The sequence below is a fragment of the Cellvibrio sp. 25HG11W-0 genome (assembly GCF_057815475.1).
On the sequence record NZ_CM174230.1, the window covers coordinates 2192533 to 2218599 of the forward strand.

General features: G+C 46.2%; 21 protein-coding genes. 14 read left to right on the plus strand and 7 right to left on the minus strand.

Features of this window, described 5'->3' with window-relative positions; translation table 11 throughout:
* Window positions 1-142 precede the first annotated feature (142 nt).
* Entirely contained in the window at window positions 143-1165 is a 1023-nt protein-coding gene (gene dusA, locus AC0KUT_RS09130) for a tRNA dihydrouridine(20/20a) synthase DusA (protein WP_488835295.1), read from the minus strand.
* A gap of 145 nt (window positions 1166-1310) precedes the next feature.
* Between dusA and moaC the strand changes: the two genes are divergently transcribed.
* From moaC to moaE, 3 genes are read left to right on the plus strand one after another with little or no spacing between them, the layout of a single operon-like run.
* Window positions 1311-1817, plus strand: coding sequence for a cyclic pyranopterin monophosphate synthase MoaC (moaC, locus tag AC0KUT_RS09135; RefSeq protein ID WP_488835296.1), 507 nt, complete (start codon window positions 1311-1313; stop codon window positions 1815-1817).
* Window positions 1804-2082 carry a MoaD/ThiS family protein gene (locus tag AC0KUT_RS09140; RefSeq protein ID WP_488835298.1) on the plus strand — a complete coding sequence of 93 codons (279 nt, stop codon included), beginning with the start codon at window positions 1804-1806 and terminating at the stop codon, window positions 2080-2082. Before moaC ends, AC0KUT_RS09140 begins: the two co-directional genes overlap by 14 nt.
* Entirely contained in the window at window positions 2083-2550 is a 468-nt protein-coding gene (gene moaE / locus AC0KUT_RS09145; RefSeq protein ID WP_488835300.1) for a molybdopterin synthase catalytic subunit MoaE, read from the plus strand.
* 83 nt (window positions 2551-2633) lie between these two features.
* On the opposite strand, the gene AC0KUT_RS09150 is transcribed toward moaE, so the two are convergent.
* Together AC0KUT_RS09150 and AC0KUT_RS09155 are read right to left on the minus strand one after the other, a co-directional pair.
* Complete coding sequence (locus AC0KUT_RS09150; protein ID WP_488835301.1) at window positions 2634-2798, minus strand: hypothetical protein; 165 nt, start codon at window positions 2796-2798, stop codon at window positions 2634-2636.
* A 352-nt stretch (window positions 2799-3150) separates the two neighbouring features.
* Window positions 3151-3519, minus strand: coding sequence for an HPF/RaiA family ribosome-associated protein (locus AC0KUT_RS09155; RefSeq protein ID WP_488835303.1), 369 nt, complete (start codon window positions 3517-3519; stop codon window positions 3151-3153).
* Window positions 3520-3891: 372 nt separating this feature from the next.
* Here AC0KUT_RS09155 and rlmF point away from each other — a divergent pair, with 372 nt between their 5' ends.
* Complete coding sequence (gene rlmF / locus AC0KUT_RS09160) at window positions 3892-4857, plus strand: 23S rRNA (adenine(1618)-N(6))-methyltransferase RlmF (protein ID WP_488835304.1); 966 nt, start codon at window positions 3892-3894, stop codon at window positions 4855-4857.
* 329 nt (window positions 4858-5186) lie between these two features.
* Here rlmF and AC0KUT_RS09165 read toward each other — a convergent pair whose 3' ends face one another.
* The gene (locus AC0KUT_RS09165) at window positions 5187-6533 is read right to left on the minus strand and encodes an MFS transporter (RefSeq protein WP_488835307.1); all 1347 of its coding nucleotides are present in this window, start codon (window positions 6531-6533) and stop codon (window positions 5187-5189) included.
* Between the two features lie 359 nt (window positions 6534-6892).
* Here AC0KUT_RS09165 and AC0KUT_RS09170 point away from each other — a divergent pair, with 359 nt between their 5' ends.
* Complete coding sequence (locus AC0KUT_RS09170; RefSeq protein ID WP_488835309.1) at window positions 6893-7915, plus strand: LacI family DNA-binding transcriptional regulator; 1023 nt, start codon at window positions 6893-6895, stop codon at window positions 7913-7915.
* A gap of 81 nt (window positions 7916-7996) precedes the next feature.
* Here the strand turns inward: AC0KUT_RS09170 and glk are convergent, their stop codons facing one another.
* Together glk and AC0KUT_RS09180 are read right to left on the minus strand one after the other, a co-directional pair.
* Window positions 7997-8992 carry a glucokinase gene (gene glk / locus AC0KUT_RS09175; RefSeq protein ID WP_488835311.1) on the minus strand — a complete coding sequence of 332 codons (996 nt, stop codon included), beginning with the start codon at window positions 8990-8992 and terminating at the stop codon, window positions 7997-7999.
* 257 nt (window positions 8993-9249) lie between these two features.
* Complete coding sequence (locus tag AC0KUT_RS09180; protein ID WP_488835313.1) at window positions 9250-11706, minus strand: glycoside hydrolase family 94 protein; 2457 nt, start codon at window positions 11704-11706, stop codon at window positions 9250-9252.
* Window positions 11707-12397: 691 nt separating this feature from the next.
* Here AC0KUT_RS09180 and AC0KUT_RS09185 point away from each other — a divergent pair.
* Window positions 12398-13606: an alginate export family protein gene (locus tag AC0KUT_RS09185; protein ID WP_488835314.1), complete on the plus strand. Its 1209-nt coding sequence runs from the start codon at window positions 12398-12400 to the stop codon at window positions 13604-13606.
* Window positions 13607-13765: 159 nt separating this feature from the next.
* Here the strand turns inward: AC0KUT_RS09185 and gltA are convergent, their stop codons facing one another.
* Entirely contained in the window at window positions 13766-15046 is a 1281-nt protein-coding gene (gene gltA, locus AC0KUT_RS09190) for a citrate synthase (RefSeq protein WP_488835316.1), read from the minus strand.
* A gap of 636 nt (window positions 15047-15682) precedes the next feature.
* Between gltA and sdhC the strand changes: the two genes are divergently transcribed.
* From sdhC to sucC, 8 genes are all read left to right on the plus strand, one after another.
* A complete protein-coding gene (gene sdhC, locus AC0KUT_RS09195; RefSeq protein WP_488835317.1) occupies window positions 15683-16057 on the plus strand; it encodes a succinate dehydrogenase, cytochrome b556 subunit in 375 nt (124 codons plus the stop codon).
* Window positions 16051-16422 carry a succinate dehydrogenase, hydrophobic membrane anchor protein gene (gene sdhD / locus AC0KUT_RS09200; protein ID WP_488835319.1) on the plus strand — a complete coding sequence of 124 codons (372 nt, stop codon included), beginning with the start codon at window positions 16051-16053 and terminating at the stop codon, window positions 16420-16422. The genes sdhC and sdhD overlap by 7 nt, the downstream gene beginning before the upstream one ends.
* On the plus strand, window positions 16422-18194 hold the full coding sequence (gene sdhA, locus AC0KUT_RS09205) for a succinate dehydrogenase flavoprotein subunit (protein WP_488835321.1): 1773 nt from the start codon (window positions 16422-16424) through the stop codon (window positions 18192-18194). Before sdhD ends, sdhA begins: the two co-directional genes overlap by 1 nt.
* A 17-nt stretch (window positions 18195-18211) precedes the next feature.
* Window positions 18212-18916 (plus strand): succinate dehydrogenase iron-sulfur subunit, encoded by a 705-nt coding sequence (locus tag AC0KUT_RS09210; protein ID WP_488835322.1) that lies wholly within the window; start codon window positions 18212-18214, stop codon window positions 18914-18916.
* Between the two features lie 240 nt (window positions 18917-19156).
* The gene (locus AC0KUT_RS09215; RefSeq protein WP_488835323.1) at window positions 19157-21985 is read left to right on the plus strand and encodes a 2-oxoglutarate dehydrogenase E1 component; all 2829 of its coding nucleotides are present in this window, start codon (window positions 19157-19159) and stop codon (window positions 21983-21985) included.
* Between the two features lie 52 nt (window positions 21986-22037).
* Window positions 22038-23231, plus strand: a complete 1194-nt coding sequence (odhB, locus tag AC0KUT_RS09220) for a 2-oxoglutarate dehydrogenase complex dihydrolipoyllysine-residue succinyltransferase (RefSeq protein ID WP_488835324.1) — start codon at window positions 22038-22040, stop codon at window positions 23229-23231.
* Window positions 23232-23335: 104 nt separating this feature from the next.
* Window positions 23336-24775 carry a dihydrolipoyl dehydrogenase gene (lpdA, locus tag AC0KUT_RS09225; protein ID WP_488835326.1) on the plus strand — a complete coding sequence of 480 codons (1440 nt, stop codon included), beginning with the start codon at window positions 23336-23338 and terminating at the stop codon, window positions 24773-24775.
* Window positions 24776-24895: 120 nt separating this feature from the next.
* A complete protein-coding gene (gene sucC, locus AC0KUT_RS09230; protein ID WP_488835328.1) occupies window positions 24896-26062 on the plus strand; it encodes an ADP-forming succinate--CoA ligase subunit beta in 1167 nt (388 codons plus the stop codon).
* The last annotated feature ends 5 nt before the right edge of the window (window positions 26063-26067 follow it).

Below are 26067 nucleotides of genomic sequence, written 5' to 3' on the forward strand. Positions count from 1 at the left end.
TTGATATTCAATTCAAGCAGTGGGTGGTTTTGTCAATTATAGTCTTTTTGACTTTTAGTGGGTAGCCGCTTTTACAGTTTGACCTGTTCTTAGTGCTACTTTGACTAAAAGTGCAGACTTATTATGTGGCTTTTGCCTTATGTCATCGAGAGTTAGTTACAGTGGGTGATTTTAGCCTATTTAGCATGAGAATTGCGCGCTTGAGCAATTCAATTCCTGCGCCGGGTTTATGCGCTTCTTCGCTGATGAGGCGACGAAACTGACGTGCGCCAGGTAATCCTTGATAAAGTCCCAGAATATGACGGGTTAAATGATTTAGGCGCGTGCCCTTTGCCAGCTGATCTGAGCAATATGCAACAAATCCTTCCATTACCTCTTCCCGGCTTGCAATAGGGCGCTTGCTGCCGAATAGCTCTTGATCTACATCCGCCAGCATATAGGGGTTAGAGTAGGCTTCGCGACCTATCATTACGCCATCAAGAGATTCGAGCAGGCTTTTTGTTTGCGCTAAATTAGTAATTCCGCCATTGATCACAATGTTGAGATGGGGGAAGTCCTGTTTTAATTGCATGACTTTATCGTATTGAAGTGGCGGCACTTCGCGATTTTCTTTGGGGCTTAAGCCTTTAAGCCAAGCTTTACGCGCATGAACTATAAAGGTCTGACAGCCAGTTTCCGCAATAGTGCGCACAAACTGCTCTAGCCCTGCGTAGTCATCCATATCGTCTATACCAATTCGGTGTTTGACCGTAACAGGAATTTTAACGGCAGCTTGCATCTCCGCAATACAGTCAGCGACTAATTGCGGCTCAGCCATAAGGCATGCACCTATCATATTATTTTGCACACGATCACTCGGGCAGCCGCAATTCAGATTTACCTCTGCATAGCCCCAGCCTTCAGCAATGCGCGCGCACTCAGCTAAGGCCTTAGGGTTGCTGCCGCCTAATTGCAGTGCCAGCGGTTGTTCGGCCGCGTTAAAGTCTAAAAAGCGCGCTTTATCGCCATTTAACAAGGCACCCGTTGTCACCATTTCGGTGTATAGAAGTGCGTCTTTGGTGAGTAAGCGCCAGAATGTGCGACAGTCAGAGGTTGACCATTCCATCATGGGGGCTAGACAAAAACGGTGGCTGGTGAAGTGTTTGGTAATTGGTGAGGCAGTCATTAATCGCAGATAATTTTTCAAAAAGTGGAAAAGCTGAAATTTAGCGGGTAAACCTCAGAAGGTGGTTTATGATAGCCTTATTTGCATTGTGATGCATGATATCCCAGTTTAATTGTGGCCCAAATTTAATGATGCGAGTGAGTGAATGTCTGTTTTAACCCACATAGATTCGGCTGGCAGTGCCAGCATGGTAGATGTTTCTGATAAGCCGGTCACCGTGCGTGAAGCGCGTGCCTTTGCGCGCGTTGTGATGCAAGCCGAGACTTTACGCCAGATTCAGGCTAATAGTTTAAAAAAGGGCGATGTGCTTGCAGTCGCGCGCATAGCGGGAATTCAAGCCGCAAAAAAATGTTCTGATTTGATTCCACTGTGTCATCCCTTGGCGCTTAGTAAGGTTGCGGTAGATTTTGTTGTGGATGAGAAAAATTCCGCAGTAGAAATTACCAGCTTTTGCAAACTCAGCGGTCAAACGGGCGTTGAAATGGAGGCCCTCACAGCGGCGACGATTACAGCTTTGACTATTTACGATATGTGCAAAGCGATCGATATGGGCATGGTTATTGAGCAGATATATCTGCTCGAGAAGTCAGGTGGCAGGCGCGGGCATTATGAGCGCGGAATGCCTAAGGTTCATGAAGATGCAAATAATTAATTCAAATACAGTACTTATGATTAAAGTTTTATTTTTTGCGCAGTTACGCGAACAATTGCACACTGATGCTATAGATCTGCCGTTTATTGCAGATGAATCTATTGCAGCACTAAAACAGCGTATCGTATTGCTGCATCCCGAATGGCAAGCTGTACTTCAAGCTACGCAACTGTTGGCATCTATTAATCACGACTATGCTAAGTCGCACAGCCTTGTGCCGGCGGGTGCTGAAGTGGGTTTTTTCCCACCTGTGACGGGGGGGTAGATGAATTTTTCTGTGGCAGTACAAGCTCAAGATTTCTCAATTGCAGATGAATATGAAAAATTACTTGGTGTAGGAGCAGAAAAAGATACAGCAGCAGGTGCGGCAGTATTTTTTGTGGGGCTCGTACGCGATATGAATCTAGAGCGAGAAGTTGTTGGTTTGCGTTTAGAGCATTATCCCGGAATGACGGAAAAGGCATTGTTGCAAATAATTGAAGAGGCAAGGCAGCGCTGGGATCTACATGCTGCGCGCATAGTTCATCGCGTAGGTGATTTGACTTTGGGTGATCAGATTGTCTATGTGGGTGTTAGTAGTGCTCATCGCTTAGATGCATTTGAAGCATGTGAATTTTTAATGGATTATTTGAAAACCCGCGCACCGTTTTGGAAGAAAGAATTAACGGTGGCGGGTGATTCAGTATGGCTTGAGTCACTAAATAAAGATCAAAAAGCGGCAGAGCGTTGGTAGTTAATTGTCTTTATATCAGTCTTTATAAAAATCACTTTTAGAGTTTTTTATTCGATGTCGACAATTCACCCGTTGATAGCGAGTTAACGCGGGTGTCCCATGTCCGCGACTTCTACCACCACATGAAGACTTGGCCCTTTCGTTATTGTGTTGATTGCATCTTTAGGTGTCGTAAAATATGCGCTCTGTTTACCTGCACTTTTAATGTCAATAGAGCTCTTATAGCTACCAGCTTCTTGGTATTGCAACTAATTAGTAGATTCTGTGTTTATTAACTTACCGCCTACTTATATTTGCAGTTTGCAGATGCTGAGGAAGCCATTTTCCGTGAGTAAATAGCTCCGCGAGTGAAAATTAATAAGTTGACTGCCTATACGTCTAATACCAGTAGATTAGATGAGCACACTTTTCTTGTAACGGGTGAGTGACGAATGACACTTATAGCGAAGGTATTTTTTTGGCAGATGTTGTGATGGTAGGGGGATTTTTGTTTTACTGTAATTGGGGGCAATCAATAGGTTGCCCCCAATAATTACGGATTAGCGTCTAATTTTTATTGCGGCGCTTTTTCGCGAAGTAACGTGTTGGTGGTTGTGACCATTATTCTTGTACTGGTTCTGTCTCTTCGGGCAGCGGCAGGTGAGAGGCCTTCTCGCGGCGGTCGTGCAAGCGGCCAAGTGTTTTCTCTAGTAGGTGCTCCAGCTTCTGAGTCGCGCCATCTACTGCTTGATCGAGCGTAGTGGCATGGTTTGTTACCGCCACTGGTTGCCGGCCTTCAAGGCGGGCTTCCAGCATACAACGATGGTCATGCTGGCCGCTTTTGCCGTGACTTTCGTCACTTAAATGAACTTCCACTCGGGTGATCTGTTCTTTAAAACGCTCTAATGCTTGCTCGACTGAGGCGCTAATTTGAGCGGCTAGTGCTTCAGTGCCATGGATATTGGCATCAGTATTAATTTGGATCTTCATAGTGTCTTCCTGTAATTCCGGTATGAATAAAACAAATGTAAATTAGTTTGTGTGCAATTTTTATTCGCTCCGTTCTTCATTGCACTGAGCGAGCTTGAACAGTAACACAACCTATTAAAATAATAATGTACTTGTTGCATGACATGCTCGATCCGATCGCGCTAGCCTTGCAGCGTAGTTGCTGAGTTAACCTAGCAAATAGCCTGCAATCTTCTCTGTAAGCTAGTTCAGTAAACCATTTGCTGCCTTTTGTTATAGTCCGTAGTGCTGTGTGATGATAAGTTCCGTCATTTTTATCCAGCAGGGTATACTCATGCTGACACCTAATAGCTAACTTATAACTACCTTTTTTCGAGAGCATCGTAATAACCCGTGACTACACAAAAGAGCGATAAAGCACCGATAAAACAAGGCCTGAAAAAAAACTTACACCCCAAAAATTTACATAGGCAAGGGTATGATTTTTCAGCATTAGCTGAATGCTATCCTCCGCTCAAAAAATTTGTGGCAAAGAATATTCACGGCAACATATCAATTGATTTTGCAGATTCAAATGCCGTAGTGGCCCTAAATACTGCGCTGCTTAAGTATGTTTACGGTATTGATGATTGGTCTATTCCAGAGGGCTATCTTTGTCCGCCAATACCGGGCAGGGCCGATTACCTTCATTATGTTGCTGATCTTTTGATGGCGGGGGAGCAAACGCCTGGTCCTGTCAGTTCAGTTAAGCTACTTGATATAGGTACCGGTGCTAACGGAATCTATAGCCTGCTCGCTTGTAAAGTTTATGGGTGGGATTGCGTTGCCAGTGATATCGACCCGCAAGCACTGGTCAATGTGGCGACAATTATTGCTAAAAATCCGAGCTTAAAAAATGGTATAGATTTACGTCTTCAGCCTGAGAAAGCGCATATTTTTAACGGCATTATTCAGGCGAATGAGAAATTTGATGTTAGCGTATGTAATCCGCCCTTTCACACGTCGTTAGAAGAGGCGCTAAAAGGAAATCAAAAAAAGCGGGATAATTTGGCTTCAAACAATTCAGCCTTAAGTCTCGCGCACAATTCCTCTTCTTCTGCATCATCCGCTTTGAATTTTGGTGGCCAAAAAGCAGAGTTGTGGTGTAGGGGTGGAGAGCGAAAATTTTTAAGAGCAATGATTAAAGAGAGTCGTATGTTTTCAAGTCAGTGCCGCTGGTTTACAACGCTTGTCTCTAAAAATGATAATCTTCAGCCTGCCAAAAAACTCTTGCGCAAACTTGCTGCAATCGATGTTCGAGAAATTGAAATGAGACAGGGCAGCAAGATAACACGCGTACTGGCGTGGACTTATCACTAGTTTCCGTCGGTATTCACATCTTGAATGGGTTGGTTTTAGATTTATTAATTCTTCGAATGCCATTTTAACGATGGGCAGCCACACCAAAAGAAACTGCTGCAGCATCATAGACTGTGTCCAGCAGGTTTGGGTGATCGTGCAATTTTAAGACACTAAGGCATAGAGATAACTGAAGAGTGTATTTGTTGAGAATTAAGTAGAGCCTTGTCATCGGTTAAAACAACAGCGCCTCATACCTATTAATCATGTAAATGACTGAAGGGGGATGAGGCGCTGTTGTTTCGTGCTGCTTTTGTAGAAATGTAATGATCTTAACGGTCACTTTAAACTTAGTGAGCCACCAAGCCAGCTTCAACTTGATTGGCTGCTCTGGCTTTATTTGCACTAAACGCGAAGATTGACAGCAATCCATAACAAATTGCGGGCACTATAAATGCGATCGCATAGCTAGAGTGACCAGATACCGCACCTACTAACAGTGGAATAAATGCGCCACCGATAATGGCGGTGCACAGGAAACCTGAGGTCGCTTCGCGGCTGGCGGTTGAACGCTCTAGTGTCAGGGTAAAAATTACCGGGAACATGATGGAGTTGAATAGTCCAATTGCTAAGGCAACAAAGCCTGCGCTAACACCGCCCACCAGCATGACGTAAGCGCACATGGCCGCGGCAATGAAGGTAAACAAGCCTAAAAGTTTTGCCGCATTGAAGCGCGCAAGCAGTACTGAACCAATCAAGCGGCCTACCATAGCGCCACCCCAGTAAATTGCAGTAATAGCGCCAGCTTCTTGCAATGAAATACCGATAACCCCATCGGAGGGAACTAGCCAGCTAATTAATGGAAAGCTAAATGCTGCATCAGAATTGCCCCAAATGCTATCTGCATTGAGGAAGAGTGCCATTTGTGTACCTATGGCAACTTCCGCACCGACATAAAGGAATATTGCTAGACCGCCCAGCAGTGACCATTTGGATTGCACTGCATCCATAAACATAGTGATTATGCCGCGGCGTGCAGTTTCATCAGAGGAGACTGGTGCGGCATTCGTCACTATATTGCGACTCACATAAAAGAAAACCACGAGCATGGCAATCATACCTGCCAGCCAAAAGTAGGCACGATCAATGCCTGCAAGGGCATCAGCACGCACGGCTTCAGTCACAAGCGCACCGTCTTTTACTTCTAAGCCCTTTAAGAATAGGCTGGCACCAATTAATGGGCCCAAAAAAGTACCAAAACTGTTGAAAGCTTGGCTTAGGGTGAGTCGAAAGTGACTGCCTTCAGGGGCGCCTAAGGCGGCGGCAAGAGGGTTGGCCGCTACTTGCAGCATAGTAATACCGCCTGCAAGTACAAATAGGCCCAGCAGGACTAATGCATAAATTTCTATATTGGCGGCCACTAACATCAATAGGCAGCCTGCGATCATCATGCCGAGAGCAATTAAAATGGTGGGGACTGATTTGCGGCGCGAGAGTACAACTGCAGCAGGAAAGCTCATAATGCCGTAGGCAATAAAAAACGCCGAGGCGCTGAGTTGGGCTTCTACATCGCTAAGGCTAAAAATACCTTTAACGGATGCAACTAATGGGTCGATTAAGGAGGTGATAAAGCCCCATGCGAAAAATAAGGTGGTTACCGCGATAAACGCTGGGCGGTACTGTGAAGAAGATTGCATCTGGTTCCCCTGTTATTAAGTTGGGTTTTGTTTTTAGGTTATATTTTGTCGTCGTGTATTAGTGTGTCTTGCCAATGCTGGCGCCGTACTATAAGGCATGGTCTATTGGCTGTCACATGCTTTGTAGATCCCATAATTGCTCATTTCGGATATTTTGGCTGTATCCTATAGTGATCCGGCTAATAGTCTTGTTGACATATTATGTTTATTAGCTTTAAGTATTGGTTTTCGCTGGGTAACAGCGTCGAGTGCACTATTTTTAATGCGGTTGCTACGTTTCATGATTGGATCCGCGCAACAATATATTGTTTAAGTTTTAAAATAACTGACAAAAACAAGAAGAGCTCATAGGAAACTTAATGGCCAGTACTACAATCGATGATGTGGCCGCTTTGGCGGGCGTCTCTATAAAAACTGTGTCGCGGGTCGTTAATCGTGAACCAAATGTGCGCCCAGCAACGCGCGCTAAAGTAGAAGTTGCCATCAGTGCCTTGCAGTATCGCCCTAACTTATCTGCGCGCAGTTTGGCGGGTAATCGGTCCTTTGTATTGGGCTTAATTTACGCTGACCCCAGTGCTCATTATGTGTTGGATATTCAAGAGGGGGTGTTAGAGATTTGTCGTCCTCAGGGGTATGAATTACTAGTGCATCCCGCTTCAAATCGCGATCCAAAATTAATGCCGGAGGTCTCGGAGTTGATCTTGGAGAAGCGTGTGGATGGTGTCATTTTAACGCCGCCACTTTCGGATAATCTCACGCTTATCAAAGAGCTTAAGCGCTTGGCAATTCCTTTTGTGCGTGTTGCGCCAACGGAAGAGAAGCAGTTGTCTCCTTATGTTGAAACCAATGATCGTGACGCATCTCATATGATGACCAGTCAATTGATTGCTATGGGTCATAAACGCATTGGTTTTATTTGTGGGCATCCAGATCATCGCGCTATAGGATTAAGGTTTGAAGGTTATAAAAGCGCACTGCTTGAGCATCAGTTGGTGTTGAAGTCGGAATGGGTTCAGCAGGGTGATAACTCCTTTGAGTCGGGAGAGCAATGCGCGCGTAGGTTGTTATTGCAGACGCAGCGGCCTACAGCTATTTTTGCGGCGAATGATGAGATGGCGGCAGGGGTAATCATGGTGGCGCATCAGCTGGGTATTGGAATTCCGCAAGAGCTTTCGGTGGCGGGCTATGATGATACGCCTGTGGCTCATCAAATTTGGCCAACACTAACAACCGTGCGGCAGCCCATTAGGGCGATGGCAAAAAATGCAACGGAGTTGTTATTGAAAAAAATAAAAGGGGGGGAGTTGGTGCTGCCTACCGCGAGCCTTAGCTCGCTCATTATTGAGCGCAACTCAACAGGTGCTGCGCCATTGGTGTTGTAACTATAATTAGATGTTGTTTAATGACTCATAAAAAATGCACTCTAGGGTGCATTTTTTATGAGCGTAGAGCTGGACAAATAATTAAGCGAGTGCAGGAGTATTGTTAATCAACCATGCGGCTGAGCCAACGAGTGCTGCTTTATCATTGATGATCAATTTAATTGAAATGTCGCTCACATAACCCACCATGGGGCCTTTGTTTTTATAGCGCTCTAGGAAGTGCGATTCAGGCAATAAGTCGAGGAGTTTTGGGGTGATACCACCGCCAATCACCACGCCGCCGCGTGCGCCGAGAGAGAGTGCTTTATCACCAGCGACTTCACCGAGTACATCGCAGAAGGTGAGCACAGCTTCGCGGCAAATTGGATCTTCGTTGGCTAATCCTTTAATGCTTACATCTGCGGGTGAATATGCTTGAGCAGTAATACCTGCTTCGTGAGCGAGGGCACGATAAAGGTTAACCAAGCCGCCACCGGAGAGAATGTTTTCGACGGAAACATGATTTTGTTCTTTCAATAAAAAGGCTTTAATAGCTAATTCTTTTTCATTGGTGGGAGCAAAACTGGTGTGACCACCTTCGGTGGGAATGATTTTCCATTGGCCGTTGTTGGGCACTAAGACCGCCATGCCAAAGCCGGTACCGGGCCCCATGACACAGATAGGTGCATCTGGATTGGATTTGGATGTGTAAAGGCTGGTGAGTTCGTTGTCTTGCAAGTAAGGCACGGCATAAGCGAGCGCGGCGAAGTCATTAATTACATGCAGAGTTTTCATGCCTAGTTGATCGCGTAGTGCGTCAATGGAAAACTTCCAATTAAGGTTGGTCATAGCTGCTTGGCCGTTTTCGATGGGGCCAGCAATAGCGAAGCAGGCGAACTCGGGCATGTCTACCCCAAACTCTTTGCAACTTGCCCTTACCATTGCAGCCATATCGGGATATTCGCCACAGCGTAAAGTGGTTTGGCGCTCAGCGGTGTAATTTATTTGGCCGCTGGTGCGTGCAGTGTGTGCATCAAATTCCACTAGGCCAAAGCGTCCGTTTGTTCCACCTATATCGGCAACCAGTAATAAGCTCATGGGGTTCCTCAATGTTGTCGTTGTTTGAAGTGATTCTAGCGATCAGTTTTTAATTGAATTCCATCGTGTGGCAGCGAGTTTTAAGTGCTAGCTGCTTGATGCGCTCTAAATAAGCATCGACGCTACTATAGTCATGTTTTATGTGTTTCGGCTAGTACAGTGACATATTGAGCAGCGCATTCAACATGTACGAGCTTGAGTTAGAAGTGAAGCAATAAAAAAGGCGGGGCAAGCCCCGCCTTTTTTATTGAACAGGATTAACCCAGTTCTACCACAACATTAACAGTTGATCCCGCAGGAGCAACGGGCACCACATTGCCTGCCACTTCTTTGCCATCAACAATCAACTTGGCAACGCCTTTACAGACGCCGTTGGGGTTTTTCACTTCGATTTCATAACGTGAACCGCGGAATTCACGGCTAACGCTGAAGCCTGGCCATGCTTTAGGAATACAGGGATCTAAACGTAGGCCATTGTAGTCTGGTTGTACACCCAGCAGGCCTTGGCTCACACTCACAAAGGTCCACGCAGCGGTACCGGTTAGCCAAGAGTTTTTGGCTTCTCCGAAGCAAGAGGCATCTTTACCTGCGATCATCTGTGCGTACACATAAGGCTCGGCGCGGTAGGTATCAATTTGATCTTCTTTGGCCGAAGGGCAAATTGACAGATAGTACTCAAGTGCTTTTTCGCCTTCGCCCAGTACACACCAACCCAGATTGATCCAGGTATTGTTATGGCAGAAAATACCGGCGTTTTCTTTCACGCCAGGCGGATAGGAAGTTACTTCGCCTAATTCTTTCTGGTATTCAGAGTAAGCCGGTTGTTGCAAGACCGCACCGTTTTTGGTGAAGAGGTGTTTATCTACCGCTTCCATTGCTTTGCGTGCGCGGCCATTGTCTTGACCTGCGCCGCCGAGGACACACCAGCCTTGGCTTTCAATGAAGATTTTACCTTCTTCATTGGTGTGCGAGCCTACTGGGCGACCTTCCGCATCGAAGGCGCGAGTGTACCAATCGCCATCCCATGCTTGAGTTTCCACGATATCGAGCATGGTTTTGTAGTCTGCATCCATGCGCGCTGCGTCAGCAGTTTTGCCTTGGGCGCTGTAAAGTGCTGCCATTTCGCGGCTGGCGTAAAGGAACAAGCCAGCGATCATTACCGACTCGGCTTTACTGCCTTCAACGTCGCCTGCCAATTGGAAGCTCTCGTTGGGTTCGGTACTGAAACAGTTAAGGTTCAAGCAGTCGTTCCAGTCAGCGTGACCAATCAATGGCAGGCCGTGTGGGCCGCGTTTGGTCATGGTGTAGCGAATGCTGGTTTCCAAGTGGTGCAACAAAGTTTCTTTGTCTGCAGCGTTGGTGTATTCCTTCTCGGCATAACCGATTTTTTCATCGAGGATGGAGTAGTCGCCAGTCTCTTTGATGTAAGCGGTGGTGGAGAGGATTAGCCACAAGTGATCGTCATAGAAATCGCCGCCCACTTCGCTGTTACCTTTTTTGGTCAGCGGTTGGTATTGGTGATAACAAGTGCCGTCTTCCAATTGTGTTGCAGCAATGTCCAGCACACGCTCGCGCGCACGGCTTGGCACTAAGTGCACAAAACCCAACAAATCTTGGTTGGAATCACGGAAACCCATGCCGCGGCCGATGCCTGTTTCATACATAGACGCAGAGCGCGACATGTTGAAGGTGCCCATGCATTGGTACTGATTCCAAGTATTCAACATACGGCTTGCATGTGGGTCGGGGCATTTTGCTTGGAATTTGCCGAGCATACCCGCCCAGGAATCGTTCATAACTTTCAATGCTGCAGCAACCGCGCCCGGCTTGGAGTATTTATCCAAAATAGCTTGGCCAACTTCTTTGTTGATTACGCCTTTGCTGGAGAACTTTGGCTTATCGCCTTGCTCAACGTAGGCGAGGATATAGGCAAACTCTTCAGTTTGACCGGGTTCCAATTCCAAGGTGACTTCGTGACTGCCGATAGGGTTCCAGCCGAACGCCTTGGAGTTGCTCGCTTTACCTGCGAAAGGAACGCGCGCTTCGTGCAGGCCTTCATGGATGCCTACGAATTGATCGCGGCTGGTGTCAAAACCAGAAATAGGGCGAGTACAGGCAAACATGGTGTAGTGATTGCGGCGCTCGCGGTATTCGGTCTTGTGATAAATCGCGCTACCTTCAACTTCAACTTCTCCAATAGAGAAGGTGCGTTGATAGTTGGTCATATCATTTAATGCTTCAAAGAAGCAAAACTCTTGATAGGAGTAGAGTTTGACGGACTTCTTCACCTTGGAGTTATTGGTAACTTTTACTTGCCATAATTCCAAGTTTTCTTTGTTGGGCACAAAAAACAGGCTTTCTACTTTCAGGCCATTTTTTTCACTGGCAATGCGGCTGTAGCCTAAACCGTGACGGCACTCGTAGTGATCCACTTCTGCTTTTACTGGCTTCCAGCCCGGGTTCCAAACATCGCCACCGTCATTTACGTAGAGATAGCGGCCACCCAAGTCATAGGGCACGTTGTTGTAGCGATAGCGGGTCAAACGGCGCAGCTTGGCGTCCTTCCAAAAGGTATAGCCACCCGCAGTGTTGGTGCAGAGACCAAAAAACTCATCCGAGCCTAAATAATTAAGCCAGGGAAGAGGGGTGTCGGGACGGGTAATAACATACTCGCGGTTGGCATCGTCAAAATGGCCGTAAGGATTAGTCGCCATGTGCTTTTGTGCTCCTGTGAAGGGTAGTTGTCGTTGTGGTTGCGCCGGATACTCTGGGCAGGCGCAGAATTACCCTATTTTTTTTATGGCTGCCGTTATTTTGGCCGCTAAGTGGGCAATCGGGGGGTACTTTAGGGGCCGTTATCTTAGTGGGGGAGAGGGTGGAAGTCAACGCGCGTGCGGGTTCGAATGGGTTGAAAGGGTAGTGAAGAAATTATGAGAGGGCTCGATCAAAATTGCGTTTTGTAAAAAAATTAACTGAGACTGAGCGGTTGGTATGGTTGCGTCGGTACTTTAGATTGGTGTCTGCGTTAATAAGGTGCGCCTTATTTTTCAAGCGTGCAAATAAAAGTATTTTTGTGGTGCATGTGATTATTTTATTTGTTAGAAGTTGGCGCGCGCCAAAATTAACTATCACCATTAAAGTGCGTATAAAAAAGCGAGTAAATTTCAGGTTTGTTTTTTGAATTTTTTCTATCTCCTTGATATTAAAAGAGTTGTAAGGTTTGTTTGTTCTTGGGGGTTTTGTTGGCATAGCCCTTGCTCAAGTAAAAATCAGTCACGCCACAATAGTGCAATAAAAGTAAATTTATTTTTTTGCACAAAAAAGCTTTGTAAATTTCTAATAAAAATTTACGCAATGAGCGCTGATGACCCATACCTATATTACAAATACTTTGGAGAAAGCTCTATGAAAAAACACGCGATTCATCTTCTGGCTGCAGCAATAAGTTCACTTGTAGTAGCTGCCCCAAGTTTCGCCGAAAAAACATTTACAGAATCTCTGCAGCAGGGAAGTAGTGTAAAAGTCAATTTTCGTACACGCTATGAAGATGTGAGCTGGGATGGGCTTGAGGATTCTGATGCGCTTACATTGCGCTCGCGTATATCTTATCAATCTGGTGCTTGGAATGGTTTTGGTTTAACGGCTGAATTTGATGATGTGACTGAATTGGATAACAAGGTTGATTACAATTACGGTAATGGGACTTTCGGTAATACCGCTGCGATCATTGATCCAGAGGGGACTGAGGTTAATCAGGCTTTCATTTCTTACACTACATTTAATAATCAAGTTAAATATGGTCGTCAGCGTATTATTTTGGATAATGCGCGCTTCGTTGGCAATGTGGGGTGGCGTCAGAACGAGCAAACTTATGATGCAGTTTCAATTAGTAATAAAAGCTTACGTTACACCAATTTCTTTTATGCCTATGTAGCCAATGCCAACCGTATTTTTGGTGAGGCTAATGTCACTACTGGTGCGGCCGCAGGTGACCACAACCAAGATAGTCATCTGTTAAATGCGAGTTACACAGGGTTTAGTGCGGGTAAGTTAATTGGGTATGCTTATTTGCTGGACAATAAAACCCTCGCAGCTTTATCGAGTGATACCTATGGTGTGCGCTGGCAGGGTAGTGTAAGTGATAGTTTTACTTACAACTTGGAATATGCAAAACAATCAGATGCTGCAAAAAATCCCATGAGCTATTCAACTGATTACATCTTGGCTGAAGTGACTGCCAATATTTCGCGCTTTGCAGTTACTTTAGGTTATGAGGTGCTTGGCTCTGATGATGGTAAGGCAGCATTTACGACATCGCTGGCTACATTGCATGCCTTCCAAGGTTGGACGGATAGATTTTTAACGACTCCCGCTAAGGGTGTTAAAGATGTTTATTTGAATGTGGGTACTGCGGTGGCAGGCGCGCAGTTGTTGCTAAGTTATCATGACCTAAAGTCTGATGTAGGTGGGTTGGATTATGGTACTGAGTACGACATTAGCCTTGGTAAAAAGTTTGGTGCCGTAGCCTATACCGCTAAGTATGCCACCTATTCTAAAGATACTTTTGGTTCAGATACCACTAAGTTTTGGTTGATGGCGGATTGGAATTTCTAAGGCTTGTAGTGTGTAAGTTTTAAAGTTTAGGTAAAGGTCTCGGTATTTAATGCTGAGGCCTTTTTTTTTTATGGGAGCAGGGTTTGTTATCAGAAAAATCACACATCAAATAATAAAGGCCGCAAAAGCGGCCTTTATTATTTGATGACTGCTCACAGATTATTTTTGTGGGTAATCACGTTTTACGCTACCTGTATAAAGTTGGCGCGGGCGTCCAATTTTATAAGATTCACTTACCATTTCATCCCAGTGTGCGTACCAGCCAACTGCGCGGCCAGTAGTGAAAATCACTGTAAACATTTCGGCGGGTATACCTATGGCTTTCATGATGATGCCAGAGTAGAAGTCTACATTTGGGTAGAGCTTTTTGGAGATGAAGTATTCGTCTTCCAGTGCGATTTTCTCTAGGCGTTTGGCAATTGCTAAGAGTGGATCATTTTCTAGGCCAAGTTCAGAAAGCACTTCGTCACAAGTTTGCTTCATAACTTTGGCGCGTGGGTCAAAGTTTTTATAGACGCGATGTCCGAAACCCATGAGGCGGAATGGGTCGGCTTTGTCTTTTGCTTTAGCAACAAACTTGTCGATATTGTCTACGCTGCCAATCTCCTCGAGCATTTTCAGCACGGCTTCATTGGCTCCGCCGTGAGCGGGGCCCCATAAGGTGGATATGCCCGCGGCTATGGCTGCAAAAGGATTGGTGCCTGAAGAGCCTGAAAGGCGCACGGTAGATGTTGAGGCGTTTTGTTCGTGATCTGCATGGAGAATAAAAATGCGATCCATGGCGGCGGCAATTGTTTTGCTAACCTTGGGTGGTTGACCTGCAGTACCGAAGGTCATGTGCAAATAGTTTTCGGCGTAGCTTAAGGCTTCATTGGGTGCGATAAACTCTTCGCCCTTGCCGTGCTTATAAACCATGCCGGCCAGCGTGGTGATTTGGCCTATAAGGCGATGGGCGGTCAATTCGCGGCTTTCTGGTTTGGTGATGTCTATTTCGTTGTTGTAAACAGCTGCCAAGGCGGCAGTTGCGCTGCACATAATGGCCATGGGGTGTGCGTCGCGCTTAAAGGTTTTGATGAGTGCTGCGATGCTTGGGTCTACGGCAGAGTGCTTTTTAACCGCAGCGGTAAATGCTTCTTTTTGTGCTGGGGTTGGTATTTCGCCGTTTAGGAGGAGGTAGCAGGTTTCCATGTGATCAGAAGAGACTGCAAGTTGTTCTATAGGATAGCCGCGATGCAGTAAAACGCCTTTGCCGCCATCAATAAACGTAATCTTTGATTCGCACGCGGCGGTGGACATGAAACCTGGGTCGTAAGTAAAGAAGCCGTTCTTGGTGATGCTGGTGACGTCTATAACGTCTGGTCCAACGCTGCTACTATAAATAGGTAAGTCAATCGTTGTGTCTATGCCATCAATCTTAAGGTGTGCTTTCTTGTCAGTCATTACTGACTCCTGTGCTTGCTTATAGGACTAATAATGCTTGAGTGAAGCAGGGTTCGCTTTGCTCAACTGATATAAATGGGGTCACGCTAGTATGGGGTGTAGCTTATATATGCTGTGCTTGTATGTATATGGTGTGACTGTATGAAATAGTTTTTATTAAGGTGGGTGCTTTATTTTGATAAACCAAAAAAAGAGTTACCCAGTGCGAGCGGCATTATAGACAACTTAACTGCGAAGGCGAAAGTTTTTGGCGTTGCTTATTGTTGTTTTTGGCAAACTTTTTACATGATCAGGATGGTGCTTTTGTGTTTGCTGGCTTCGTTCTTGGTTTGCTTGCTTGTGTCTGCACTCATATGGAGCTGTCTGCGTTGTGGTGCACTTTTCGGGGGCGTTTATTTTTGAATTCTTTCAATTAAATCAGGGTGTTGCGTAAATAAATCGTTAAATAAATTTGATGTGCCCAGGTGGCGATCTGTTGCGTGTTTCGGGGTGGCTTTTTGTTTGTGTTTCTTGAGGGCAGTCTCTATAATGCGGCGCGACTTGCAGGATGTGTCCTATTTAGTGTCATTTTCTATGGCGTGAAGTAAACACCTATTCTCATAACCTGCCCGCGATGGGCAATAAAGGTGATAAAACGTGAACAAAAAAAGACCTGTCAATCTCGATATTGCAACTATCAAACTTCCAATCACCGCTTACGTATCTATTCTACATCGCGCCTCTGGCGTGTTTTTGTTCGCAGGTGTCGCCGTTCTTTTGTGGATGCTCGATTTAAGCCTCAGCTCAGAGGAAGGCTTTACGTCTGTCCGTGACCTGAGCTCTGGTCCAATGTGTCAATTTATTTTGTGGTCTGTGCTGGCAGGTTTGGCGTATCACATGGTGGCGGGTATTCGTCATTTGATAATGGATTTTGGTGTGGGTGAATCGCTAGAAGGTGGTCAGCTTGGTGCCAAACTGGTGTTAGTGATCGCAATAATTTTGATGGTGTTGGCAGGAGTTTGGGTATGGTAACTTCAATCACAAGTTTTGGTCGCAGCGGTCTATATGATTGGCTGATTCAACGTGTGGGCGGTACTATTATGGCTGCCTACACGATTTTTTTAGTGGTTTATTTGGCTGTTAATCCCGATTTAACCTTCGCGCAATGGCAGGCTTTGTTTGGCCAATTGTGGATGCGCGTATTCAGCTTGGTAACCTTGCTGTCTTTTGTTTCCCATGCATGGATTGGTTTATGGGCTGTGCTAACTGATTATCTAACCACTCGGATGATGGGGCCTAAAGCAACTGTTTTGCGTGTGTTCGCGCAGATGCTTTTAGGTGGCGTTGCCGTGACCTATTTGGTTTGGGGTATTCAAGTAATTTGGGGTATTAACTAATGGCTAATCTTCGCACGATTTCTTTTGATGGTATTGTCATCGGCGGTGGCGGTGCAGGCATGCGCGCTGCGCTACAATTGGCATCATCGGGTTACAAGACAGCGGTAATTACAAAAGTATTCCCCACTCGCTCTCATACCGTGTCTGCGCAAGGTGGCATCACCTGTGCGATTGCCAGTGATGATCCCAACGATGATTGGCGCTGGCACATGTATGACACCATCAAGGGTTCCGATTATATCGGCGACCAAGATGCTATCGAATATATGTGTTCAGTCGGCCCAGAGGCTGTCTTTGAGCTGGAACATATGGGTCTACCATTTTCTCGTACTGAAGAAGGGCGTATTTATCAGCGTCCATTTGGCGGGCAATCTAAAGGCCCTGATAACCCAACACAGGCAGCGCGTACTTGCGCAGCAGCAGATCGGACTGGTCATGCGTTATTACACACCCTTTATCAGGGCAATCTCAAAAGTAAAACTGTATTTCTAAATGAATGGTTTGCTGTTGATTTAGTTAAAAATGAAGACGGCGCTGTTGTGGGTGTTATTGCTATTAATATCGAAGATGGCGAAACCGTCTACATTAAAGCTAAAGCAACAGTGTTGGCCACAGGCGGAGCGGGTCGTATATACGCATCAACTACCAATGCGCATATCAACACCGGTGACGGTATTGGCATGGCCTTGCGTGCAGGCTTCCCTGTGCAAGATATTGAGATGTGGCAGTTCCACCCGACTGGTATCGCAGGTGCTGGTGTGTTAGTGACAGAAGGTTGTCGCGGTGAAGGTGGTTACCTCATTAATAAAGATGGTGAACGTTTTATGGAGCGCTATGCTCCTAATGCGAAAGATTTGGCTGGTCGCGATGTAGTGGCTCGCTCGATGGTTATGGAAATTCTTGAGGGACGCGGTTGCGGCCCTAATGGCGATCACGTGTTGCTTAAACTTGATCATTTGGGTGAAGAGGTGCTGGAAAGTAAGTTGCCTGGCATTTGTGAATTGTCTCGGACGTTCGCTCATGTTGACCCCGTGTATGCACCGGTACCTGTAGTGCCAACATGCCATTACATGATGGGTGGCGTTCCTACCAACGTAAATGGTCAAGCGTTAACAGTCGATGCTGATGGTAATGATGTCGTAATCGATGGTTTATTTGCTTGTGGTGAAGTGGCTTGTGTGTCCGTACATGGTGCCAATCGTTTGGGTGGAAATTCACTTCTAGACTTGGTGGTGTTTGGTCGTGCGGCAGGTCTTTACATTGAGAAGGCTTTGCGTGAAGGTATTGATCGTACAGATGCAACTCAATCTGATATTGATGCTGCCATGGTGCGACTGAATAAGATTAATAGCACCAATACCGGTGAAAGTGCCTCTGTTTTACGCAAAGAGCTGCAAACTATTATGCAGAACTATTTTGGCGTGTTTCGCAAGGGCGAGTTCATGCAAAAAGGTATTGCGGAATTGGCTGCACTGCGTAAACGCATTGAAAATGTATCTATTACCGATAAAAGTAATGCATTTAACACTGCTCGTATTGAAGCTTTAGAACTGCAAAATTTGTTGGAAGTGGCAGAGGCGACAGCAATTGCTGCGGAAGAGCGTAAGGAATCGCGAGGCGCTCATGCGCGCGATGATTTCCAAGATCGCGATGACACTAATTGGTTGTGTCACTCAATTTACTTCCCTGCTGAAAAGCGAGTGGGTAAGCGTGGTGTTAACTTTAAGCCGCGTACTATGGAAGCCTTCCAACCTAAAAAACGCGTTTATTAAGCGGGAGTTGAGACAGAATGTTAAAAGTTCAAGTGTATCGCTATAACCCAGACGTCGATAATGCGCCCTATATGAAAACTTATGAGTTAGATACTCAGGGTAAAGACTTGATGGTGTTGGATGTCTTGGAGCTGCTTAAGGCTCAAGACGAGGGTCTTGCTTATCGTCGCTCTTGTCGTGAGGGTGTCTGTGGCTCTGACGGCATGAATATTAACGGTAAAAATGGTTTGGCTTGTATTAAGCCGCTATCGGAATGCGTTAAGAATAATACCTTGATATTGCGCCCTTTACCTGGCTTGCCGGTGGTGCGCGATTTGGTGGTAGATATGACCCAATTCTACGATCAATATAAAAAGATCGAGCCCTATTTGCAGAACGATACACCTGCACCCGCGATTGAGCGTTTGCAATCCCCAGAGGATCGCGCCAAACTTGATGGTCTTTACGAGTGTATACTCTGTGCTTGTTGTTCTACCAGTTGCCCATCATTTTGGTGGAATCCTGATAAGTTTATCGGCCCTGCAGGGCTGTTACAGGCTTATAGATTTTTGGCTGACAGCCGAGATTTGGCGACTGAAAAGCGCTTATCCAATCTAGATGATCCATTCAGTGTATTCCGCTGTCATGGCATTCAAAACTGTGTAGCTGTTTGTCCCAAAGGTTTGAATCCAACCAGAGCCATTGGTCATATACGGAATATGCTGTTACAGAGCGCTACCTAAGGTGGCGCTTTTCTGTATCTGTACTAAGTGAAACCTTTTGTTTCGACGGTTGTATTAATAGATTCAAGTGTTAAATACTGTTCTCTGCAGGTTCCTTGCAGGGGGCTTAAAAGCGGCGTCTTTTCCCACAAGTTAGAGACGTTATATGTAGCTAATAGCTAGTGATAGCAGAAGAAATCTGGGTGATGACCTCGGTTCAGAGCCGGCGCTTTGGGATCTTCAATGATTAAGGTGAGTGGAATGCAAGAAAGCATTATGGAGCAATTTTGGAGCACATCGCACATATCTGGCGGAAATGCTGCTTATGTCGAAGAGCTCTACGACACGTATTTACATAATCCTAATGCCGTTCCTGAAGAGTGGCGCAATTATTTTGATCAGCTGCCACGCGTTAACGGTGTGGTCACACAAGATACCCCTCATTCGGTTATTCGTGCGCAATTTGAACAGCTCGGTAAAAGCCGTGTACGCACTGTCGTGGCTGCTGGATCGGGTGTTAATAGTGAGCATGAACAAAAGCAAATCAAAGTATTGCAATTAATCAGCTCCTACCGTTTTCGCGGTCATCAAAAAGCGCAGCTTGATCCTCTTGGGATTATGCAGCGCGATCCAGTCCCTGATTTAGAACTCGGTTTTCACGGTTTAACCCCTGCTGATTTAGATACTGTGTTTAGTACGGGTAATTTGTTTATTGGCAAAGAAGCAGCCAGTCTGCGTGAAATTATTGAAGCCTTGGAAAAAACCTATTGCGGTCATGTGGGTGCAGAGATTATGCACATTACTCCCTTGGCGGAAAAACAATGGCTACAGCAGCGTCTTGAAAGTGTGCGCTCTAACCCTGAGTTCAGTAAAGAGCAGCGTTTGGCTTTGCTTGAACGCTTGACAGCTGCGGAAGGCCTTGAGCGTCATTTGGATAGTAAATATCCTGGTACCAAACGTTTTGGCTTAGAAGGTGGCGAGAGCTTTATTCCTCTTGTCGATACCTTGGTAAAGCGGTCTGGCACCTATGGCGCGAAAGAAATCGTGTTGGGTATGGCCCATCGCGGTCGTTTAAATACACTGATTAACGTATTTGGTAAGAGTCCTGCTGAGTTGTTTGCTGAGTTTGACGGCAAGCGCTCGCTGAATACTTCTGGCGATGTTAAATATCACTCTGGTTTTTCGTCAAATCTGATGACGCCCGGCGGCGAATTACATATGGCGATGGCGTTTAACCCTTCGCATCTGGAAATTGTGTCGCCTGTGGTTGAGGGTTCAGTGCGTGCTCGTCAAGATCGTCGCAACGATAAAACCGGCGGTAAGGTAGTACCTATAGTTGTCCATGGCGATGCAGCTTTCGCTGGTCAGGGCGTAGTGATGGAGACTTTTCAAATGTCTCAAACGCGCGCTTATGGTACTGGTGGAACTCTGCATATCGTTATCAATAACCAAGTGGGTTTTACCACTAACAAGCGTGAAGATGCGCGTTCGACTGAGTACTGTACCGACGTCGCTAAGATGATCGAGACACCGATTTTGCATGTTAATGGCGATGACCCTGAAGCAGTATTGTTTGTAGCGCAATTGGCCGTAGATTACCGCTACGAATTTAAGAAAGATGTAGTGATTGATTTGGTTTGCTACCGTCGTCGTGGTCACAATGAAACAGATGAACCCTCTGCAACTCAGCCGCTCATGTACCAAGTTATTCGTAGTTTAAAAACTACGCGCACTCTTTATGCAGATCAACTCGTTGCCGAGGGTGTGCTAAGTCAGGCAACTGCGGATGAGATGACCACTACTTATCGTGCTGCGCTAGATCGTGGAGAGCATGTGGCCAGTGGTTTAGTCAGTGAGCCAGATCGGTCTTTGTTTGTAGATTGGACGCCTTATATCGGCCATGATTGGGAAACACCTGGAAATACTGGTTATGACATAAAAGGTTTGCAGGTTATTGCAAATAAGATGTGTGAGATTCCTGATGGCATCGTCGTTCAGAAGCAAGTAGAAAAAATTTACGAAGATCGTCGTAAAATGGCTGCCGGCGCTTTGGCGTTAAACTGGGGTATGGCAGAAACGCTGGCCTACGCTACCATCATTCAGCAGGGTTATCCTGTGCGTATGACCGGTCAAGACGTGGGTCGTGGCACCTTCTCTCATCGTCACGCTGTAGTTCATAGCCAAAAAGATGGTTCGGCTTATGTGCCTTTGGCGAATATGAGCCCAGATCAACCTACCTTTGAGCTTTTTGACTCTTACTTATCTGAAGAGGCGGTATTGGCCTTTGAGTATGGTTATGCCACCACGGCACCAACCGGTATAGTAATCTGGGAAGCGCAGTTTGGTGATTTCGCCAATGGTGCTCAGGTGGTCATAGATCAGTTCATTACCAGCGGTGAGCATAAGTGGGGACGCCTCTGCGGTTTGACTATGTTGTTGCCCCATGGCTATGAAGGGCAGGGGCCTGAGCACTCATCTGCGCGTCTTGAGCGTTTTATGCAGTTGTGTGCAGAGCACAACATTCAAGTCTGTGTTCCGACTACACCTGCTCAGGTGTTCCATATGTTGCGTCGTCAGGCAATTCGTCCTTTGCGTCGTCCGTTGGTTGTGATGAGCCCCAAGTCCTTGTTGCGCCATAAGTTAGCCACTTCTACTTTGGAAGAGTTGGCTAATGGCCAATTCCAAAATGTAATTGCTGATGACAGCGTTACTGCTGCCAAGGTTAAGCGCGTAATTCTGTGCAGCGGTAAGGTTTATTACACCTTGCTAGAGGAGCGCATTGCGCGCAATCAAGATGATGTTGCCTTGATTCGTGTGGAGCAGCTATATCCTTTCCCAGAAGAAGAATTGAAAGTAGCATTGGCCCCTTATGGTCATATCAATGATATTTTTTGGTGCCAAGAAGAGCCTATGAACCAAGGCGCTTGGTATAGCAGTCAGCACCATATGCGCCGTATAGTGCATGACCTCTATCCTAATTTGTACTTGGATTATGTTGGTCGCGATCCCTCAGCAGCTCCTGCTGGTGGCTATATGTCTGCGCACTTAGAAGAACAAAACCGTTTTGTTAATCAGGCATTGAGTGTTTAATGCTCGGTGAGCTTATCCAACGAATCATAGCGATTATAGAGAGAAGGAAAGAATGAGTATTGAAATTAAAGCCCCAACATTCCCCGAATCAGTTGCTGACGGCACCATTGCGACTTGGCACAAGAAGCCGGGCGAAGCGGTTAAACGTGACGAATTAATCGTTGATATTGAAACTGATAAAGTTGTTTTGGAAGTTGTTGCGCCAGCCGATGGCAGTATTGCTGAAATCATCAAGGGCGAAGGCGAGACTATTTTGAGTAATGAAGTAATTGCTCGCTTTGTAGAGGGTGCCGTTACGAGTGCGCCAGCCGCTGCACCTGCATTTGCCCCAACTGCTAGCGCGCCAGCTTCAGCAGAAAAACTAGTAAACCCTGCTGCGCGTAAAATGGCTGATGAAAATAATATTAATACGGCCAACTTGGTGGGCTCTGGCAAAGATGGTCGTGTCACCAAAGAAGACGTGGCGAACCATGTGAAAGCAGTTCCTTCTGCTGCGCCTGTATCTGCACCAGCTCCCGTAGCTGCCTTGGCTGCAACGGGTGATCGCGTAGAAAAACGCGTTCCCATGACTCGCTTGCGTAAGCGTATTGCTGAGCGTTTGCTTGAAGCATCTAACACCACAGCAATGCTAACTACCTTTAACGAAGTGAACATGGCAGCTATCATGGCGCTGCGTGCAAAGTATAAAGATCAATTTGAAAAATCTCACAGCGGTTCACGCTTGGGCTTTATGAGCTTTTTTGTAAAAGCTGCGGCCGAAGCTCTACGCCGTTTCCCAGCGGTTAACTCGTCTATCGACAATAACGACATTGTCTATCATGCTTATCAGGATATTGGTGTCGCGGTATCTACTGAAAAAGGCTTGGTAGTACCGGTTTTGCGCAATGCTGAAAATATGAGTCTGGCCACTATCGAAAATACCATTCGTGACTTCGGCGCGCGCGCGCGCGACGGTAAGTTAGGAATTGAAGAAATGACGGGTGGTACTTTCACTATCACCAATGGCGGCACTTTCGGTTCGCTCTTGTCAACGCCGATTTTGAACCTACCACAAGCTGCAATTCTTGGTATGCACAAAATTCAAGAGCGTCCAATGGCGGTGAATGGCAAGGTAGAAATTCTGCCTATGATGTATTTGGCATTGTCTTACGACCACCGTTTGTTGGATGGTAAAGACGCTGTACAGTTCCTAGTTGCGATTAAAGACATGTTGGAAGATCCAGCGCGTATATTGTTGGAACTCTAAGGCTTAAACTTGAAACGCTCTCAGCAAACTGAGAGCGTTTTTTTACGTAAAGGGTTATTGCTCAAAAGGCAGTAGCCGAAAGCAAATAAATTGGGAACTCAGTTATGTCTGAAAAATTTGATGTGGTAGTCATAGGTTCTGGCCCTGCTGGTTATGTGGCGGCTATTCGTGCGGCACAGTTAGGCTTAAAAACCGCCTGTGTTGAAAAGTGGCGCAACGACGAAGGCAAGGGCGTTAACGGCGGTACTTGCTTGAACGTGGGCTGCATTCCATCAAAAGCACTCTTGGACAGCTCTTATAAATACCATGAAGCTAAAGATGATTTGGGCGTTCACGGTATTACTACTGCGGGCGTAGAACTTAATGTTGCTTCGATGATTGGACGTAAAAACCAAATCATCAAAAACTTGACTGGCGGTATCGCTGGCTTGTTTAAAGCTAACGGCGTTACCAGCCTGTTTGGTACGGGTAAATTGTTAGCGGGCAAAAAAGTTGAAGTGACTGACTTTGACGGCAAAGTAACTGTATATGAAGCAGAGAACGTCATTCTTGCTTCAGGTTCTAGCCCTATTAATATTCCACCTGCGCCTGTTGATAACGATATTATCGTGAATTCGACTGGTGCATTAGAGTTCGCTGAAGTGCCGAAACGTCTCGGTGTTATTGGCGCTGGTGTAATTGGTTTGGAATTAGGCTCTGTTTGGAATCGTTGCGGTTCTAAAGTGGTTGTACTTGAAGCCCTTGATAGCTTCTTGGCAATTATGGATCAACAAATAGCCAAAGAGACACAGAAGATTCTTGTTAAGCAAGGCTTAGATATTCGCACCAGCTCGCGCGTAACTGGCTCTAAAGTTAACGGCAAAGAAGTGACCGTGACTTATTTGGATAAAGACGGCAAAGAGCAGCAAGAAACGTTTGATAAGTTGATCGTTTGTGTTGGCCGTCGTCCCTACACTGAGAGCCTGTTGGCTGCTGATAGTGGTGTTAATCTCGATGAGCGCGGTTTCATTTTTGTTAATGAATATTGTGCAACTAACGCTCCAGGCGTTTGGGCAATCGGCGACGTAGTGCGCGGCCCTATGTTGGCGCACAAGGGTTCAGAAGAGGGTGTAATGGTTGCTGAGCGTATTGCTGGCCAAAAAACCCAAATGAATTACGACATTATTCCCAACGTTATTTACACTCACCCTGAAGTGGCTTCTGTGGGTAAAACCGAAGAGCAAATTAAAGCGTCAGGCGAGCCCTACAACATTGGTACCTTCCCCTTTGCTGCATCTGGCCGCGCTATGGCTGCCAATGAAACGCAAGGTTTGGTAAAAATCATTGCTCACGCTGAGACGGATCGTATTTTGGGTTGCCATATTGTGGGCCCAAGTGCTGCAGACTTAGTGCAGCAAGTCGCTATCGCAATGGAATTTGGTTCCAGTGCGGAAGATTTAGGCATGATGGTGTTCGGTCATCCAACCTTGTCTGAAACAATTCACGAAGCAGCTTTGGCTGTGCATGGCCACGCCATTCACATTGCCAATAAGAAGAAGCGCTAAGAAGACCACAGAGTCCTCACCTTAGGCGGCGCCTGACTCACAAGGTCAGGTCGCCATCGATAACCCCAGTTGGCATGACTACTGAAAAGCGTGACCAACTTCGTCAAATGGATATACACAATGAATTTGCACGAATATCAGGGTAAGCAGTTGTTTGCCCAATATGGTTTGCCTGTATCTAAAGGCATTGCTGCTGCGACTGTTGAAGAAGCTGTTGCCGCTGCTGATCAAATCGGCGGCGATATGTTCGTCGTTAAGGCTCAAGTACACGCCGGTGGCCGCGGTAAAGCGGGCGGCGTGAAGCTTGTTAGAACCAAAGAAGAAATCGCCGCTTTTGCCGACAAATGGTTGGGCAAAAACTTGGTAACTTACCAAACCGACGAAAAGGGCCAACCGGTAAGCCGCATTTTGGTTGAACCTTGTACTGATATCGCGCAAGAACTTTATTTGGGCGCAGTAGTTGATCGTTCAAGCCGTCGCATCGTGTTCATGGCATCTACCGAAGGTGGTGTTGAGATCGAGAAAGTTGCACACGACACGCCCGAAAAAATCTTGAAAGTTGCAGTAGATCCACTGGTTGGCGCACAGCCTTATCAAGGTCGCGATTTGGCTTTCAAATTGGGCTTGGAAGGCAAGCAAATCAATCAATTCGTGAAAATTTTCTTGGGCCTCGCGCTGCTGTTTAAAGAAAAAGATTTGGCTTTGCTGGAAGTTAATCCATTGGTTATTACTCCAGCAGGCGACCTGCACTGCTTGGATGCCAAGCTTGTGATTGACGGAAATGCTTTGTACCGTCATCCAGAATTGAAGGCTATGCAAGACCCAACGCAAGAAGATGCGCGTGAAGCTCACGCTGCGGCTTGGGAGTTGAATTATGTTGCTCTTGGTGGCGATATCGGTTGTATGGTTAACGGCGCTGGTTTGGCGATGGGCACCATGGACATCGTTAAGCTGCATGGCGGCCAACCCGCCAACTTCCTCGATGTAGGCGGTGGTGCAACCAAAGAGCGCGTTGTTGAAGCATTCAAAATCATTTTGTCTGACGATGCTGTTAAAGCGGTATTCATCAACATTTTCGGCGGTATTGTACGCTGTGACATGATTGCTGAAGGTGTAATTGGCGCTGTGAAAGAAGTCGGCGTTAAAGTTCCTGTAGTTGTACGTTTGCAAGGCAACAACGCTGAAATCGGTGCGAAAGTACTGACTGAAAGTGGCCTAAACATCATCGCTGATACCGACTTGACGGGCGCTGCCCAGAAAGTTGTTGCAGCCGCTGCAAACGCATAAGGGGA

Excerpts from the sequence above, each read along its gene's own strand:
- dusA (WP_488835295.1), bottom strand. The coding sequence starts at position 1,165 with ATGACTGCCTCACCAATTACCAAACACTTCACCAGCCACCGTTTTTGT.
- moaC (WP_488835296.1), top strand. The coding sequence starts at position 1,311 with ATGTCTGTTTTAACCCACATAGATTCGGCTGGCAGTGCCAGCATGGTA.
- AC0KUT_RS09140 (WP_488835298.1), top strand. The coding sequence starts at position 1,804 with ATGCAAATAATTAATTCAAATACAGTACTTATGATTAAAGTTTTATTT.
- moaE (WP_488835300.1), top strand. The coding sequence starts at position 2,083 with ATGAATTTTTCTGTGGCAGTACAAGCTCAAGATTTCTCAATTGCAGAT.
- AC0KUT_RS09155 (WP_488835303.1), bottom strand. The coding sequence starts at position 3,519 with ATGAAGATCCAAATTAATACTGATGCCAATATCCATGGCACTGAAGCA.
- AC0KUT_RS09165 (WP_488835307.1), bottom strand. The coding sequence starts at position 6,533 with ATGCAATCTTCTTCACAGTACCGCCCAGCGTTTATCGCGGTAACCACC.
- AC0KUT_RS09170 (WP_488835309.1), top strand. The coding sequence starts at position 6,893 with ATGGCCAGTACTACAATCGATGATGTGGCCGCTTTGGCGGGCGTCTCT.
- glk (WP_488835311.1), bottom strand. The coding sequence starts at position 8,992 with ATGAGCTTATTACTGGTTGCCGATATAGGTGGAACAAACGGACGCTTT.
- AC0KUT_RS09180 (WP_488835313.1), bottom strand. The coding sequence starts at position 11,706 with ATGGCGACTAATCCTTACGGCCATTTTGACGATGCCAACCGCGAGTAT.
- AC0KUT_RS09185 (WP_488835314.1), top strand. The coding sequence starts at position 12,398 with ATGAAAAAACACGCGATTCATCTTCTGGCTGCAGCAATAAGTTCACTT.
- gltA (WP_488835316.1), bottom strand. The coding sequence starts at position 15,046 with ATGACTGACAAGAAAGCACACCTTAAGATTGATGGCATAGACACAACG.
- sdhD (WP_488835319.1), top strand. The coding sequence starts at position 16,051 with ATGGTAACTTCAATCACAAGTTTTGGTCGCAGCGGTCTATATGATTGG.
- sdhA (WP_488835321.1), top strand. The coding sequence starts at position 16,422 with ATGGCTAATCTTCGCACGATTTCTTTTGATGGTATTGTCATCGGCGGT.
- AC0KUT_RS09210 (WP_488835322.1), top strand. The coding sequence starts at position 18,212 with ATGTTAAAAGTTCAAGTGTATCGCTATAACCCAGACGTCGATAATGCG.
- AC0KUT_RS09215 (WP_488835323.1), top strand. The coding sequence starts at position 19,157 with ATGCAAGAAAGCATTATGGAGCAATTTTGGAGCACATCGCACATATCT.
- odhB (WP_488835324.1), top strand. The coding sequence starts at position 22,038 with ATGAGTATTGAAATTAAAGCCCCAACATTCCCCGAATCAGTTGCTGAC.
- lpdA (WP_488835326.1), top strand. The coding sequence starts at position 23,336 with ATGTCTGAAAAATTTGATGTGGTAGTCATAGGTTCTGGCCCTGCTGGT.
- sucC (WP_488835328.1), top strand. The coding sequence starts at position 24,896 with ATGAATTTGCACGAATATCAGGGTAAGCAGTTGTTTGCCCAATATGGT.